General features: G+C 61.4%; 14 protein-coding genes. 8 read left to right on the top strand and 6 right to left on the bottom strand.

Annotated elements, in window-relative coordinates; all coding sequences use genetic code 11:
* Nucleotides 1-118 precede the first annotated feature (118 nt).
* From fecA to QRN38_RS09505, 3 genes are all read right to left on the bottom strand, one after another.
* Complete coding sequence (fecA, locus tag QRN38_RS09495; protein WP_057419184.1) at nucleotides 119-2467, bottom strand: TonB-dependent Fe(3+) dicitrate receptor FecA; 2349 nt, start codon at nucleotides 2465-2467, stop codon at nucleotides 119-121.
* A gap of 527 nt (nucleotides 2468-2994) precedes the next feature.
* Nucleotides 2995-3972: a FecR domain-containing protein gene (locus tag QRN38_RS09500; RefSeq protein ID WP_054090874.1), complete on the bottom strand. Its 978-nt coding sequence runs from the start codon at nucleotides 3970-3972 to the stop codon at nucleotides 2995-2997.
* A complete protein-coding gene (locus tag QRN38_RS09505; RefSeq protein ID WP_010205787.1) occupies nucleotides 3969-4472 on the bottom strand; it encodes a sigma-70 family RNA polymerase sigma factor in 504 nt (167 codons plus the stop codon). Before QRN38_RS09505 ends, QRN38_RS09500 begins: the two co-directional genes overlap by 4 nt.
* Nucleotides 4473-4673: 201 nt before the next feature.
* Between QRN38_RS09505 and QRN38_RS09510 the strand changes: the two genes are divergently transcribed.
* From QRN38_RS09510 to QRN38_RS09520, 3 genes are read left to right on the top strand one after another with little or no spacing between them, the layout of a single operon-like run.
* The gene (locus QRN38_RS09510; protein WP_057419183.1) at nucleotides 4674-5018 is read left to right on the top strand and encodes a DUF3649 domain-containing protein; all 345 of its coding nucleotides are present in this window, start codon (nucleotides 4674-4676) and stop codon (nucleotides 5016-5018) included.
* Nucleotides 5019-5038: 20 nt separating this feature from the next.
* The gene (locus tag QRN38_RS09515; protein WP_057419182.1) at nucleotides 5039-6580 is read left to right on the top strand and encodes a PepSY-associated TM helix domain-containing protein; all 1542 of its coding nucleotides are present in this window, start codon (nucleotides 5039-5041) and stop codon (nucleotides 6578-6580) included.
* A complete protein-coding gene (locus tag QRN38_RS09520; protein ID WP_057419181.1) occupies nucleotides 6580-6912 on the top strand; it encodes a DUF3325 domain-containing protein in 333 nt (110 codons plus the stop codon). The genes QRN38_RS09515 and QRN38_RS09520 overlap by 1 nt, the downstream gene beginning before the upstream one ends.
* Here QRN38_RS09520 and QRN38_RS09525 read toward each other — a convergent pair.
* Nucleotides 6901-7776, bottom strand: a complete 876-nt coding sequence (locus QRN38_RS09525) for a helix-turn-helix domain-containing protein (protein WP_005764184.1) — start codon at nucleotides 7774-7776, stop codon at nucleotides 6901-6903. The two genes, QRN38_RS09520 and QRN38_RS09525, sit on opposite strands and share 12 nt — an antisense overlap.
* 136 nt (nucleotides 7777-7912) lie before the next feature.
* Between QRN38_RS09525 and QRN38_RS09530 the strand changes: the two genes are divergently transcribed.
* Nucleotides 7913-8815: a DMT family transporter gene (locus tag QRN38_RS09530; RefSeq protein ID WP_057419180.1), complete on the top strand. Its 903-nt coding sequence runs from the start codon at nucleotides 7913-7915 to the stop codon at nucleotides 8813-8815.
* A gap of 51 nt (nucleotides 8816-8866) precedes the next feature.
* Here the strand turns inward: QRN38_RS09530 and QRN38_RS09535 are convergent, their stop codons facing one another.
* Nucleotides 8867-9841, bottom strand: coding sequence for a 2-hydroxyacid dehydrogenase (locus QRN38_RS09535; protein WP_057419179.1), 975 nt, complete (start codon nucleotides 9839-9841; stop codon nucleotides 8867-8869).
* A gap of 87 nt (nucleotides 9842-9928) precedes the next feature.
* Nucleotides 9929-10876, bottom strand: a complete 948-nt coding sequence (locus QRN38_RS09540) for a LysR family transcriptional regulator (RefSeq protein ID WP_005615366.1) — start codon at nucleotides 10874-10876, stop codon at nucleotides 9929-9931.
* A gap of 184 nt (nucleotides 10877-11060) precedes the next feature.
* Here QRN38_RS09540 and QRN38_RS09545 point away from each other — a divergent pair, with 184 nt between their 5' ends.
* Genes QRN38_RS09545 through QRN38_RS09560 form a run of 4 tightly spaced genes read left to right on the top strand, consistent with a single transcriptional unit; the run spans nucleotide 11061 to nucleotide 15816 of the window.
* Complete coding sequence (locus QRN38_RS09545; RefSeq protein WP_057419178.1) at nucleotides 11061-12557, top strand: efflux transporter outer membrane subunit; 1497 nt, start codon at nucleotides 11061-11063, stop codon at nucleotides 12555-12557.
* Nucleotides 12554-14740 (top strand): FUSC family protein, encoded by a 2187-nt coding sequence (locus tag QRN38_RS09550; RefSeq protein ID WP_057419177.1) that lies wholly within the window; start codon nucleotides 12554-12556, stop codon nucleotides 14738-14740. The genes QRN38_RS09545 and QRN38_RS09550 overlap by 4 nt, the downstream gene beginning before the upstream one ends.
* A complete protein-coding gene (locus QRN38_RS09555) occupies nucleotides 14730-14930 on the top strand; it encodes a DUF1656 domain-containing protein (RefSeq protein ID WP_003376065.1) in 201 nt (66 codons plus the stop codon). Before QRN38_RS09550 ends, QRN38_RS09555 begins: the two co-directional genes overlap by 11 nt.
* 25 nt (nucleotides 14931-14955) lie before the next feature.
* Complete coding sequence (locus tag QRN38_RS09560) at nucleotides 14956-15816, top strand: efflux RND transporter periplasmic adaptor subunit (protein ID WP_057419176.1); 861 nt, start codon at nucleotides 14956-14958, stop codon at nucleotides 15814-15816.

Genomic DNA, 15816 nt, shown 5'->3' on the forward strand with positions numbered 1-15816 from the left:
TGACGTAGCGCACGGCCATAGATCGGTGACGCAGAGCGTCACGAACTGCATGCCGACGCAGAGCGTCGGCACGATAAGCGGGTCTGCGGACACCTCTCGTTCCTCACGCTCCCGCAAACTAGAACGCAACCGACGTCTGCACATACACCGTGCGCGGCTCGCCGACGTATTTTCCGCGATTATTGTCGTCGAACGAGCGGGTGTAGTACTGGCGGTTGAAAATGTTCTTCATCCCGACCGCTACGTTGAGGTCCGACAGTTGCGGGCCGAAATCGTAGTTGGCGCGGGTGCTGAACAGCATGTAGCCAGGGATTTTGCCGGTGCTGCCGTCGGCGCTTTCCGCTGCTGTGTTGGCGTTGTCGGCGAACTGGTCGCTCTGGAATGAACTGTCAAAATTCAGCTTCCACGGCCCTTCGGTGTAGCTGACGCCCATCGTGCCTTTATGTTTTGACGAGAACGGCACACGATTGCCCTTGTTCGGCCCGTCTTCGCGGATGGTCGCGTCAACAAACGCATACGTTGCGTAAACATCGTAACCGGCCAGTATCGGGTTCAGACCTTCCAGCGCGTAGTTGACGCTGGTCTCGATCCCTTGATGACGTGTCTCGCCGCGTGCGATCACCGTGTCGTTGGTCTGGTTGCTGTCGTACTGGTTATCGAAGTTGATCAGGAACGCGCCGATTTCAGCCCGCAGGTTGCCGTTGTCGTAGCGCGTGCCCAGCTCCCAGGTGCGTGCTTTTTCCGGTTTGACTTCATCCCCGGTGACGCGATTGGGCATCTGGCTGTATTGCACGCTGCCGAACGAACCTTCGGTGTTGGCGTACAGGTTCCAGGTGTCGGTCAGGTGATAGAGAACGTTCAACGCAGGCAGCGCAGTGCTGTAGTCACCCTGATATCTGGCATTGGTCAGGTTGTTGTTCTGCGCGGTGTCGATCATCTCGTAGCGAACGCCGGGCGTGATGGTCCACTTGCCGATGTCGATACGGTCATCGATGTAGAACGCATGGGCTTCGGTAGCACCGCGCGTGTCGCGGTCGTTGCGGCTGGCGGTGGTCGGCAGGTTGCCGGTCACTGGCTCGCGATAGCGCAGTTCGTGACCGGCCTCGTTGACGTAGCGGTAGCCGACGCCCACTTCATGCCAGGTTTCGCCCAGGGCAAAGCCTTGTGAAAAGCGTGTTTCCAGGCCGCGCACCCAGTATTCGCGCGGCGACAGGGAAACGAAGCTGCCCTGGTCGAGATAACCGCTGCGCAAGGTCTTGGTAAAGAACGTGTTGGCGGTGAATACGCGCGCATCCTCTTCATAGCGATAGCCGAAGTTGAACAGGGTGCGGCGGCCCCAGAACTTGTCCTTCAGGCGCGTCGACTGATACGGATCGGCATCGTAATCCTTGACGCTCAGGCCGCCGGGCATCTGTGCTTCGCCCTCGTAATACTGCGCCGTTGCATTAAGGCTGTTGGCCTCGTCGATCTGGTATTTGCCCTTGAGAATCAAGTCGTCGATCTGGGTGTCGCTGTGCTCGCGCCAGTCACCGCCGCGCACGCCGGAATACAGAATCGCGCCGCCCAGACCGTTATCCGCAGTGCCGCCTGCCAGCAGGTTGCCGGTGGTCTTGAAGCCATCGTGGCTGGACGATGGACTGGTTTCGGTCTGTATGCCGCCTTTGAGGGTTGGCGCGTCAGGGATGGCGCGGGTCACGAAGTTGACGATACCGCCCACGTTCTGCGGGCCATAACGCACGGCGCCGCCGCCACGTACCACGTCCACTGCGTCCATGTTGCCCATACTGATCGGCGCGAAAGACAGCTGCGGCTGGCCATAAGGCGCAAACGGCACCGGGATGCCGTCCATCAATACCGTGGAGCGTGACGCCAGACGCGGGTTGAGGCCACGAATGCCGAAGTTCAGCGCCATGTCATGGCTGCCCGTTCCGTTGTTGTCCGGAGCGTTGACGCCGGGGATACGATTGAGCACTTCACGCGCCGAGGTTGCGCCGACCCGCTCGAATTCTTCGCGACGAATCACGTCACGTGCGCCGGGGTGCTCGAAGACATTGGTCTGCTGCGCTTCACCCAGCCAGTCACCGACCACCGTGGATGCGCCCAGCTCGATCGGTGCGCCAGCGGCACTGGCCGATTGCAGGGTGAAACCGTTATTACCGTCGGCCATCGCCTGCAAGCCCGTACCTTCGAGCAAGGCATTGAGGCCCTGCTCGGGCGTGTATTGCCCTTCCAGCCCACGGCTTTTCAGACCGCTGGTGATCTGCGAACCGTAGGAAATCAGCACGCCGGACTCTCGACCGAACTGGCTCAGCGCCGCTTCAAGCTCGCTCGGCGCGATGTGATACACCTTGGGTGCCACGTCGGCAGCATAAGCCATCGAAAGGCTGCCGACCGAAAGGCTGGCGCCGAAAATGACATGGCGCAACGTGCGCACCAGCGGTGAGAGTTGGGTAGGGCGGGCTGACATGCAGGAGTCCTTTGACCGGAAGGTTGAGAGATGCTTTCCCTGTCTGTCACGTGAGCGGCAGAAAACGGCTCACGTTTTTTGAAATTATTTTCCGAGGGCCGCCCATTTTTCTGCAGGCCCTTAATGGGAATGCTCTTTGTGACGCTCCGCGTCAAATTCTTGCTGCAGCGCAACGTCATGCCTGGCCCGCAATCACTGCACATAAACGAAAGCGCTCTTTTATCGCGATGGTACTGACGACGCAGAGTGCGACGTAAGTGACAGGGCGAAGGAACCCGACGAAGTCGGGCCGGAAACGGAGCTGGGATTTTGGTTACTTTGATCCTTCAAAGTCACTCGCCGAGGGGCGAAAAGGTGCCTTGAGCCTTAACCGAACATCACTGACATCGCAAAACCGCTGTGTGACGCAGAGCGTCACGAAATGCATTACCACGCGGAGCGTGGGAACGATCATCAGCGTAGTTTCAGTACCGTATTCCGGGCTTTTCAGGACGTGGATAACGCTACGTGCTTGAGCATGGGGACAGTCAAACCCGTGCCTGCACGTTCACCCAGTACCGGGTGAAGCGCTGCACGCGCACGGGAAGGGCGAGCTGGAGCATGTCGAGGATGCGCTCGCTGTCGGCCAGCGGGTAGCTGCCGGAAATCAGCAGGTCGGCCACGTTCGCGTCGCAGTTCAGACGGCCGCGTCGATAACGCCCCAGCTCTGCCAGAAAGTCGGACAGCTTCATGCGCGACGCCACCAGCATGCCGTCGGCCCACGCGCCGCTGCTCGCATCCACCGTGCGCACGCTGTCCCAGGCATCACGGCTGAACGTGACCTGCTGGCTGGCGCGCAGCATCAAGCCGGGTCCGCTTTTGTTCGCCGGTGCGACTTCGATGGCGCCGGCAAACACGGCCAGTTGCGTGCGCCCGTCCAGTTGGCGCAGGTTGAAGCGGCTGCTGCCTGTCGACGCCCTGACAGTCCCCTGGGCGCTCAACAGGTTCAGCGGGCGAGCGTCTGCCGAGGCGCTCATGAGCAGTTCGCCCTGTAGCAGCTTGATCAAACGCTGCTGCGCATCGAAGCGCACATCCACGGCACTGGCGGTATTCAACTGCACCCGACTGCCATCGCTCAACGCCACGTTGCGTTGTTCGCCCACGCCGCTGTTGTAGTCAGCCAGCAACGGTTGCAGGGCAATCTGCTCGCGCAGGCTCCAGCCCGCCATCGAGCCTGCACCCAGCAGCAACAGCAGTTTCAAGGCATGCCGACGCCCGGCGGATTTCGGTGCGCCGAGCGCCGCATGGGCCAGCGGCGAGGACAGGCCGCTGAGGCGCTGATTGACCCGCTGCATATGCGCCCAGGCCCGCTGATGCTCGGAATTGCCATTAAGCCATGACTGCCACGCGTGCTGGCGGCGGGCGTCCAGCGCGCCCTCCTGCATTTCCAGCAGCCAGCCGACCGCTTGCTGCGCCACGGCAGGCGAAATGTCGGATTTGTTCAGGGAATCGTTGCTCAGGTTCATAAGGCGAAGTAGCAGCGCAGCGCGGCCTTGTTCAGGTGGCGTTTGACCGTCGCGATGGAAATATCCAGCTCGGCGGCGATCTGGCCGTGGCTCAGGCCATCGACCTGCGACATCAGAAACGCACGTTTGACCAGCGCTGGCAGGCCGTCCAGCAACTGATCCAGCTCCACCAGCGTTTCAAGAATGATCGCCCGCTCTTCTTCCGAAGGCGCTGCACACTCGGGCAGCTCTGCCAGTGCCTGATAGTACGCACGCTCCAGGTCCTGACGCCGGTAGTGGTTGCACAACACGCGTTTGGCGATGGTCGTCAGAAAGGCGCGAGGCTCGATGATCTGCGCGGTATCGCGTGCGCCCAGCACTTTGACGAAGGTGTCCTGCGCCAGGTCCGCTGCGCTGTGGGGGCAGCCGAGCCTGCGCCGCAACCAGGTCGTCAGCCAGACGTTATGCGCCCGATACAGGCCTTCGACAGTGTGATTGGGAGCGGAGTGGGCGATGTGCATCACGGAGAACAATCCACGGGGACTCATTGATGGCGTGGATTCTGGCAGACTCTTTTGCGTATGAGAATATTTATCATTAATATTGCGCTTTATTCGTTCTGACAGGGACGAGCGGCTGGTCCTGCAGGGATTTATCACAACGTTTGCCATTGCGTTGTGATCCTGCCCCTTTGGTTTTAATCACCCAGTGAATATTTTCTGATGGACGTCACCACCGCAGGCAGGGCTGTGCCAGAAAAGCGCGCGCCGAAAACTACAGGCAAAAGGCTTACGGTCGCTTATCGGCTGGCCGTCACCTCGCGTTCGCTGGCGGCGATCCTTGGCGGCTACCTGCTGGCGTCGGTGGCCAGTATTTGCATCGCGCAGTGGTTGCCGGTTCCGCGCGCCGAAGCGGTGGTGACGGGCATGATGCTGTCGTTCCTCTTTTATCTGGTCGCGGTGCTCTGGTGTTTTGCCTGCCGCACGGCACTACAGGCCTGGGTTGGTGTGCTCACGCCGTGTGCATTGCTCGGGGCCGCATACGCTGGCGTTCGGTGGCTGCTGTGAAGGACGGTTTCCGTCAGGCAATGGCCTGGCTGCACACGTGGGTCGGGCTGCTGTTTGGCTGGCTGCTGTTCGCGATTTTTCTGACGGGCACGCTTTCCTACTTCAAGGATGAGATCACCCAGTGGATGCAGCCGGAGATCCCGCTGCGCGCCCTTGATGCCGGTGCCAGCGTGCAACGGGCTCAGGATTACCTGCAAAACCATGCCGCCGGGGCGACGCGCTGGTTCATCAGCCTGCCTGACGAACGCACGCCGGGCCTGACGGTTGGCTGGTTGCCGGAGGGCAAGACCGGGCAACGCAACAACTTCGTGCGCAAACTGCTTGATCCGCAAACCGGCAGCGAAGTGCAGGCGCGCGAAACCCGTGGCGGCGACTTCTTTTATCGATTTCATTACCAGCTGCAGATGCCACATCCCTGGGGCCGCTGGCTAGCGACCATTGCCGCGATGGTGATGTTTGTCGCACTCATCAGCGGGATCATCATTCACAAGAAAGTCTTCAAGGAATTTTTTACCTTCCGCCCGCGCAAGGGCCAGCGTTCGTGGCTGGACGGGCATAACGCGCTGGGCATCCTGGTGCTGCCGTTTCACCTGATGATCACCTACAGCAGCCTGGTAATTTTCATGTCGATGGTTATGCCTGCGAGCATTCTGAGCCAGTACGACACCGTTCAGGCGTTCTATCGCGAAGCCTTTCCGTCCCCTGAAACGGTCAAGCCAGCGGGTGAACCTGCGCCGCTGGTAGCACTCGCGCCGTTGGTCAGCGCGGCGAACGCGAACTGGGACAGCGGTCAGGTGGGCCGGGTGATCGTCAATAACCCGGGGGACAGCACAGCGGTCGTGCTGCTCACGCGTGACGACAAAGGCAGCATCGTGCCGGACCGTGGCGGTGCGCTGACCTTCAACGGTGTCAGCGGCGAGCTGCAGAATGAGGTGCCGCAGCGTCCGACTGCTTTATTAATAGCGAGCGGGATGTACGGCCTGCATGTGGGCCATTTTGCCGAGCCGCTGTTGCGCTGGCTGTATTTCATCTTTGGCGTTGCCGGAACCGCAATGATCGGCACCGGGCTGGTGATGTGGCTGGGCAAGCGTCAGCTCAAGCACGCAAAAACCGGTGTACTGCCGCTGGAGTTGCGCTTGGTGCAAGTGCTGAACATCGCCAGCATGTCCGGGCTGATGATCGCCGTGGCGGGCTTCTTCTGTGCCAACCGTTTGCTGCCCTCGGGCTTCTCCGGGCGCGCCGACTGGGAAATCAGCGTGTTTTTCACTCTCTGGGCCTTGTCAGTCGTGCATGCACTTATGCGCAAAGGGCGTAATGCATGGCGAGAACAACTGACGCTGGGTGCGCTGCTGTTTGCCGGGCTGCCGCTGCTCGATCTGCTGACCAGCGGCCGCTATCTGCTCGATTCGCTGTTGGCAGGCCGTTGGGTGCACGCCGCCTTTGACCTGACGGCGCTGATCACTGGCGTATTTCTTGGTTGGGTGGCGCTGAAGTTCAAGGCTGTACCTGTCGCTGAAACAGCCCGCGTTGCCGTGCAGGCCACCCCTCAGGAGACTCACTGATGCTGTTGGCGGCCTTGCTGTGTTATGTGGGGTTCACCTGCCTGTGCCTGTCGATGGCGCGCCATTACAGCGAACTGCTCAAAGGCTCGCTGACCGGGCGTCGCCGCCGGGCGCTCAAATTGATCGGCTGGAGCGCATTGGTGCTGTCGTCGTGGGCGGCGGTCGATGCCGATGGCTGGATGATGGGGGTTGTGCACTGGTTTGCCATCTTGATGAGCAGCGCGGTGTTGCTGGTTGCGCTGCTGCCTTTTCGGCCGCTTTGGGTGCTTGCACTGGCGGGATGCGGCGCGCTGCTCAGCCCGTTTGCCGCCATGAGCCAATTATTGGCCTAGCGCCAGACGATATTCGCCCGGTGTGGCGCCCACGGCCTGGCGAAACCGGTTGCTGAAATGGCTCGCGCTGGCAAAGCCGCAGGCCAGGGCGATCTCGCCCAGCGGTGTGGTTGTCTGGCGCAGCAACCGGCGGGCCTGGTCGATGCGTCGTGCCAACAGGTATTGATGCGGCGGCAGGCCGAAACTTTCGCGGAACATGCGTGCGAAGTGGTATTCCGACAGCGCACACAGCCCCGCCAGTTGGCCAAGGCTCAGCGGGTCGGCCAGGTGCATTTCGATGAAGTCCACCAGATGACGCCGCAAGTGCGGAGCCAGTCCGCCTTTCAGGCGTAAACCCTCGCGCAACCCTACCTGACTGAGCATCGCATGGCTGACCATCTCGTGCGCCAGGCTGCTGGTCAGCAAGCGCTCGCCGGGCTCTGCCCAGTTCATGTGGATCAACTGCTGGAATCGCCTGGCCTGAACCTCGTCGTCGAGGAACGTGTGCTCGCGCAACTGCATCTCGCGAGGCTCGCGATCCAGCAGGGTCACGCAGCCCAGCGCGAAGTGTTCCTGGCTGAAATACAAATGTGCCAGACGGATCTCGCCATTCACCACCCAGGCCGACTCGTGGCCTGCGGGCAGCACGCAGAGTTTGCCCGGAGAGCCTTTCTGATCAGGCTGGCCGCGCCGGAACGTACCGGTGCCGTCGGCGATGTAACACGACAACGTGTGATGAGTCGGCGCGTGATATTCCTGCGAGTCGTGCCGATTGTTCCACTGCGCGGCCATCAAGCCGTCGCCCAGCGGCGCGCTTTGCTCAAGGCGGGCATGGGGTGAGCTGCTCAAGGCCTGAAAGACCTGAATGGAGTCGATGGCTGACATAGTGATTCCTCTAGGCTTCGTATCCTACCCGCAGCCCATGCCGTTGCCATTAGCTGTTCAATCAAAAGCGCAAGATTATGCAAACGGCGCGCGCGCCGGACGCAGCAGACTGATGGCTCATTGAGGAGCCTGCACCATGAACATTTCGCTTTATCTGCTGACTGTGCTGATCTGGGGCACGACCTGGATCGCCCTGAAACTTCAACTCGGCGATGTCGCTATTCCAGTCTCCATCGTGTATCGCTTCGCATTGGCGGCCCTGGTGCTGTTCGGTTTTTTGTTGCTGAGCAAACGCCTGCAACCGGTCAATCGTCGCGGCCAGTTGATCTGTCTGGCGCAGGGCGTGTGCCTGTTCTGCGTCAACTTCATGTGTTTCTACACCGCCAGCCAATGGATACCCAGCGGCCTGATCGCCGTGGTGTTCTCGACCTCGACGTTATGGAATGCGCTGAATGCGCGGGTGTTCTTTCGCCAGAAAATCGCCGGCAACGTCATGGCCGGTGGCGCGATGGGCTTGCTGGGGCTGGCGTGTCTGTTCTGGCCCGAGCTGTCCGGGCACAGCGCCAGCCGCGAGACCCTGATCGGCCTGGGCCTGGCCCTGCTCGGCACACTGTGCTTCTCGGCGGGCAACATGCTGTCGAGCCTGCAACAAAAAGCCGGCCTGCGCCCGCTGACCACCAATGCCTGGGGGATGTTCTACGGCGCAAGCATTCTTGGCATTTACTGCCTGCTCAGCGGCAAACCGTTCACGTTTGAGTGGAACACGCGCTACGTCGGTTCGCTGTTTTACCTGGTGATACCCGGCTCGGTGATCGCCTTTACCGCCTACCTGACCCTGGTCGGGCGCATGGGCCCGGAGCGCGCGGCTTACTGCACCGTGCTGTTCCCGATTGTGGCGCTGAACATCTCGACATGGGTTGAGGGCTACCAGTGGACCTTTGCCGCCTTGCTTGGGCTGGTGCTGGTGATGGCGGGGAATGTGCTGGTGTTCAGAAAAGCCAGGCCGGTTGCCGTTGTGGTGAACGGCAAGCTGGCTTGAGCCAGTGTCGATCGTTCCTCATGCAAGGAACGATCAACAGCGGTATGACACTCAGCCCTTCCACACCTGCGGATTGACCAGATCCTGCGGACGCTCGCCCAGCAGTGCACTGCGCAGGTTGTTGTAGGCGCGGTCGGCCATCGCCTGGCGGGTTTCCGTGGTGGCCGAGCCGACGTGGGGCAGGGTGACGGCATTCTTGAGCTGGAACAGTGGCGATTCGCTCAGCGGTTCTTTTTCGTAGACGTCCAGACCAGCGCCGCGAATAGTGCCGTTCTGCAGGGCTTCGATCAGTGCCGGTTCATCGACAATCGGCCCGCGGGCGATGTTGACCAGAATGGCGCCAGGCTTCATCAGGCTCAGCTCGCGACGGCCGATCAGGTGTTTGGTCTTTTCGCTCAACGGCACCACCAGGCAGACGAAATCTGCCTCGGCCAGCAGTTGGTCCAGGCTGCGAAACTGTGCGCCCAACTCCTGTTCCAGTTCAGTCTTGCGGCTGTTGCCGCTGTACAGAATCGGCATGTTGAAGCCCAGACGACCACGGCGGGCAATGGCTGCGCCGATATTGCCCATGCCGACGATACCGAGCGTCTTGCCATGCACATCGGTGCCGAAATGGGGCGGTTCGATGCTGCGCGTCCACTGTCCGGCCTTGGTGTAGGCGTCCAGTTCGGCAACTCGGCGGGCGCTGCTCATGATCAGCGAGAAGCCCAGGTCGGCGGTGCTTTCAGTCAGTACATCCGGCGTGTTGGTCAGCAGAATGCCGCGCTCGCTCAGGTAGTCGACATCGTAGTTGTCGTAGCCCACCGAAATACTGGAAACCACTTCCAGTTGGGTAGCGTTGTGCAGCTGTTCGCGACCCAGCTTGCGGCCTGCGCCGATCAACCCGTGGGAGTGCGGCAGGGCTTCGTCAAACTGGGCGTTGATATCGCCCTGTTTGGGATTGGGCACGATAACGTTGAAATCCTGCGCCAGGCGCTCGGCCATTTCGGGGGAAACACGGCTGAAGGCGAGTACGGTTTTTTTCATCGGGCAGTCACTCTTGAGCGATTGAATGAGTAGCACGCTAACATTCCTGCCCGCCCTTTGGCAGCCGCTTTTTGCAGTTGTACGATGTCAGCAGGACGCTTTGAGTGCCTGTACGTGCAAGTCGGCTTCATCGGCCGCGAGGATTTCCGGCAGCGAGCCGCGCAGGTATTCGACCCAGGTCCTGATCTTTGCGTCCAGGTACTGGCGCGACGGGTAGATGGCGTACAGGTTCAGCTCTTGCGAGCGATAGTCGGACAGTACGCGCACCAGCGTGCCGTTGCGCAAGCCTTCGATGGCCGAGTAGATCGGCAGGATACCGATGCCCATGCCGCTGGAAATCGCGGTCTTCATGGCGTCCGCCGAGTTGACCAGCAACGGCGAGCTGTTGATGGTGACCATCTCCTGGCCTTCCGGGCCGTCGAACAGCCATTTGTCCAGCGGGAACACCGGGCTCACCAGGCGCAGGCACGCATGGTTCAAAAGGTCTGCGGGCTTGTGCGCCATGCCGAAGGTTTTGACGTACTCGGGGGATGCACACACGATGCTGTAGGTAATGCCCAGGCGTTGCGACACAAAGCCCGAATCGGCCAGTTCGCTGGCCAGCACGATCGACACGTCGAAGCCTTCTTCCAGCAAGTCTGGCACCCGGTGGGTCATGGTCAGGTCGAAGGCGACGTCCGGGTGGTTGCGCCGATAGCGGGCAATGGCATCGATCACATAGTGCTGACCGACACCCGGCATCGAATGCACCTTGAGCTGCCCGGCGGGCCTTGCATGGGCGTCGCTCGCTTCGGCCTCGGCTTCCTCGACCGAGGCCAGAATCTGCTCGCAGCGCAACAGGTAACGCTTGCCCGCTTCGGTGAGAGCAATGCGTCGTGTGGTGCGGTTGAGCAGCCGGGTCTGCAGGTGCGCTTCAAGGTTGGACACAGCGCGCGAGACGTTGGCGGTCGTGGTGTCCAGCACGGCAGCGGCGGCGGTGAAGCTGCCCGCCTGTGCCACGCTGCTGAAAGCGCGCATGTTTTGCAGGGTGTCCATGAGTACATCTCTGAATAGATGGCAAATTGTGACATGAAGTAACGATTGCATGTCAGCCAGACCAAAGCATTATCGCCGTTTCAGTAACAAAGATTCACATATATCCCCGCTTATCGCCGTGTCGAGTGCCGCCTAGAATCGCCGCCATTCAAGGTGCATTACCTTCGCTCGGGAACTCGCAGCTGTGCCGCGTCGCATTATCAGAGGGCTCTGGCCCGTAGGTCTTCTGGCTTTTACGCTGGTCCTCAGCGGCTGTATCGGAACACATGGAATCACACCGCAGGGCAGTGTTCTGCACGCTGACAGCCTGGCCACCGATCAGGCGATTCAGAGCGCTTCCCTCGACGCCCATTGGCCCGCAGTGCAATGGTGGCGCGCCTACGGCGACTCGCAACTGGACCGATGGGTCGACATGGCGACGCTGGGCAGCCCGAGTCTGGCACTTGCCGCTGCTCGTGTGCGCCAGGCAAAGGCGATGGCGCAGGTGGCCGAGTCCGCCGAGTCTGTGCAAGTGCAAGGCAACGCCAGCCTGATGCGTCACGACTGGCCCGAGGATCAGTTTTATGGCCCCGGCGCGCTGGCCGATACTCACACCTGGGACAACAATGCGTCGCTGGGCTTGAGCTACGCACTGGACCTGTGGGGACGTGAACGCAACGCCAGCGAGCAAGCCGTTGATCTGGCGCACATGAGTGCTGCCGAGCAGCGTCAGGCGCAGCTCGAATTGCAGGAAAACGTGGTCCGCGCCTACATCCGGCTGTCCCTCGACTACGCCCGACTGGATATCGCCGAGGCGGCACTGGCCCAGCAGCAACAGATACTCGACCTGGCGCAGCGTCGCCTCAAGGGCGGGATCGGTACGCACTTCGACGTCAGTCAGGCCGAAACCCCGCTGCCTGAGGCACATCGGCAGATCAACGCGCTGCAAGAGGCCATCGCGTTGAGTCGCAACCAACTGGCCGCGCTGGCAGGCAAGGGACCGGGGCAGGGCGCAGCGTTGCAGCGGCCTGCGCTGTCGTTGCACACCGCACTGACATTGCCCTCGGCATTGCCCGCCGAACTGCTTGGTCAGCGACCTGACGTGGTGGCTGCGCGCTGGCAGGTGGCGGCGCAGGCACGCGGTATCGACGTTGTGCATGCGGACTTTTATCCCAACGTCAATCTGGTCGGCAGCCTGAGCTACATGGCCACGGGCGGTGGCTTACTCGAGTTTCTGAACGGCAGCAAGCTGGGTTACAAGGTCGGGCCGGCCATCAGCCTGCCGATTTTCGACGCTGGACGTTTGCGGGCGGAGCTGGGGCGGGCGTCCGCTGCTTATGATCAGGCCGTGGCGCATTACAACCAGACGCTGGTGATGGCGCTGAAAAGTGTTTCCGACCAGTTGATTCGGCGCGCCTCTATGGACAAGCAGCAGGCACTCGCCGCCGAGTCGGTGGCGTCGGCGCAAAAGACCTACGACATTGCTCTGATCGCCTGGCAGCGCGGCCTGACCGATTACCTGAACGTGCTCAATGCGCGCACGCAGTTGTTTCGCCAGCAGAAGGTTCAGCAACAGGTCGAGGCCGCGCGACTGGAAGCCTACGCCGGGCTGATGGTGGCGCTGGGCGGTTACGCTGACGGGAATCGCAAAGGCAATGGTCATTGCGCACACACCGTCGCCGAGTCTGAGGGCGGGCAATGATCGCCTCGCTACAGCGCATCACCGACCTGCCGTGGCGTCGCGAATTGTATAGCTGGGCGCGCAGTGACGGGGTGACCTGGGTTTACATCTTCAAGGTGCTGCTCGCCGCATTCCTCACCTACTGGCTGGCGCTGCGTCTGGAACTGCCGCAGCCGCACACGGCTATGATCACCGTATTCATCGTCATGCAGCCACAGAGCGGGCAGGTGTTCGCCAAGAGTTTTTATCGCCTGCTGGGGACGCTGGCCGGGTCGGCGATGATGGTGCTGTTGATGGCCCTGTTTGCGCAGAGTCCGCTGCCGTTTCTCGGCAGTCTCGCGCTCTGGGTCGGCCTGTGTTCGGCCGGCGCGGCGCGCTATCGCAACTTTCGCGCGTATGGCTTTGTGCTGGCCGGGTATACCGCAGCCATGGTCGGGCTGCCTGCGCTGGCGCATCCGGAAGGTTCGTTTATGTCGGCGGTGTGGCGGGTAGTGGAAATTAGCCTGGGCATCCTGTGTTCCACGGCCATCAGTGCAGCGGTGCTGCCGCAGAGTTCCAGCGCTGCGATGCGCAACGCGCTGTATCTGCGCTTTGGCGGGTTCGCGCGCTTCGTGGTCAACGGCCTGCGCGGCGACATTTCACGCACTGAATTTGAAACCGGCAACGTACGTTTTGTGGCCGAGGCCATCGGCCTTGAAGGGCTACGCAGCGTCACGGTGTTCGAAGACCCGCATATGCGTCGCCGTAACGGTCGACTCAACCGCTTGAACAGCGAATTTATGGCGGTCACCACGCGCTTCAATGCGCTGCACCAATTGCTCGCGCGTCTGCGCCTCGAGCAGGCCGATCAGGTGTTGAAGCATATCGATCCCGGCCTTGAAAACCTTGCGCAACTGCTCGACGGATTCGCCGACCGCGCCTTGACCAACGATGACGCGGCGCTGCTGGTCACTCGTCTGGAGTCGTGCAGGGCGTACTTTCCCGAGCGCGTCAGAGGCCTGCGCACCGAGCTTGAGCGCACCCTGCCCAGCGACGCCGAACGATTGGACTTTCACACCTCGTTCGAGCTGCTGTACCGCCTGCTCAGCGAGTTGCTCGACTACGCACGAACCCATGCATCGCTGGCCGACCACACGCATGAGCGTGAACAGTGGAAGGGCTCGTTCGTACCGCGTACCCACTGGATGACCGCGCTGGCAGCCGGCGCACGGGCGACCTGCGTGGTCGGCCTGATGAGTGTGTATTGGGTGCTGACGGCGTGGCCCAGCGGCGCGAGCATGGTCCTGGCCTCGGCGGCCACCGTTGCGCTCTCGTCGACCACCCACAATCCCAGGCGCATGTCGCTGCAGATGGCCGGCGGTACATTGCTCGGTGCGCTGTCGGGTTTTATCGAAACGTTTTTTCTGTTCCCGCACATCGACGGTTTTCCGTTGCTGTGCCTGCTGTTGGCCCCGGTGTTTGTGCTCGGCGCGTACCTGGGGTCACGTCCGCATTGGACGGGTTACGGCCTGGGGCTGCTGATCTTTTTCAGCCTGGGCTCGGTGCCGGACAACCTCACGGTTTACAACCCTTACACCTTCATCAACGATTACATCGCGATGGTCGTGGGCATGCTGATCTGCGCCGCTGCCGGGGCAATCATCCTGCCGCCCAACAGCCGCTGGATGTGGCAACGCCTGGAACAGGCCTTGCGCAATCAGGTGGTGTTTGCGATCAGCGCACCACTCAAGCGTCTGGGCTCAAGCTTCGAAAGCCAGGCCCGCGACCTGATGCACCAGGCGTACGGCCTGGCGATTGGCAAACCGCTGGTTCAGCGCGAGTTGTTGCGCTGGATGTTCGTGGTGCTGGAAATCGGCCACGCCATTATCGAGCTGCGCCATGAACAGGCGCTTCTGCCGATTCACCCTGCCTACGCCGGATACCAGCCCTGGCGCATCGCGTTGCGAGTCATGGGGCGCGCCTTGGTGCGGCTGTTCATCCAGCCTGATGCGGTCAATCTGCAGCGCTGCCTGGCGGCAGTCGATCAGGCCATCAAGCGGGTGCAGGAGGCCGATGAACCCTTCGCTTCGCATTTCGATACGTCGGTGCTGCGCCGAGTAAAAAGCTACCTGCACTTTATCCGCTCGTCGCTACTGGACCCGCAATCGCCGCTGGCCGCCTATGCCGTCGAGCAGAACGCCTCGGGAGTGGTTCATGCCGCGTGAAATAGCGTTTCACGGTCTGTACATGCCGACCCTGACCCTGATGTTTCTGATCGCCGTGGTGCTGGCCTGGGCGCTGGATCGCTTGCTGGCCGGTTTCGATCTGTACCGTTATTTCTGGCACCCGGCCTTGCTGCGCATGAGCCTGTTCATGTGTCTGTTTGGCGCGTTGGCGCTGCCCCTTTATCGTTGACGCCTGAGTCGGGAAAAATCTCTGGATGAAAAAGTTCTTCAGTCTGTTTGCCACGTTGCTGGTGCTGGCAATCGCGCTCTGGATCGGTCGCACGCTGTGGGTCGACTACATGGATAGCCCATGGACCCGCGATGGCCGTGTACGCGCCGATATCATCAACGTGGCCGCCGATGTGTCCGGCACCGTGGTCGACGTCCCGGTGCATGACAACCAGTGGGTAAAACGTGGCGATCTGCTGATGCAGATCGACCCGGAGCATTACCGGATCGCCGTCAAACAGGCGCAGGCACTGCTGGCGTCACGCAAGGCGACCTGGGAGATGCGCAAACTGAATGCCAGGCGGCGTGCCGACATGGATGAACTGGTGATCTCGGCGGAAAATCGTGACGACGCGAGTAACGTAGCCACCTCGGCCCTTGCCGATTACCAGTTGGCCCAGGCGCAACTGGAGGCAGCCGAGCTTAACCTGGCACGCACGCGGGTACTGGCGGCGGTGGACGGTTACGTCACCAACCTCAATGTTCATCGCGGCGACTATGCGCGCATCGGTGAGGCGAAGATGGCCGTGGTCGACATGAACTCGTTCTGGGTCTACGGCTTCTTCGAGGAAACCAAGTTGCCGCACCTGAACGTGGGTGATCCTGCGGACCTGCAACTGATGAGCGGCGAGGTGCTCAAGGGGCATGTCGAAAGCATCGCACGCGGCATCTACGACCGTGACAACCCGCAAAGCCGCGAATTGATCGCCGACGTGAACCCGACCTTCAACTGGGTGCGTCTGGCCCAGCGCGTGCCGGTGCGTATCCACCTCGATCAAGTACCGCAGGATGTATTGCTGGCGGCGGGGATGACCTGCACGGTGATTGTCAGGCCAGTAGACGGCTGA

Origin of the sequence: Pseudomonas sp. CFBP2511 (assembly GCF_030209255.1) — a bacterium.
Lineage (GTDB): Bacteria > Pseudomonadota > Gammaproteobacteria > Pseudomonadales > Pseudomonadaceae > Aquipseudomonas > Aquipseudomonas avellanae.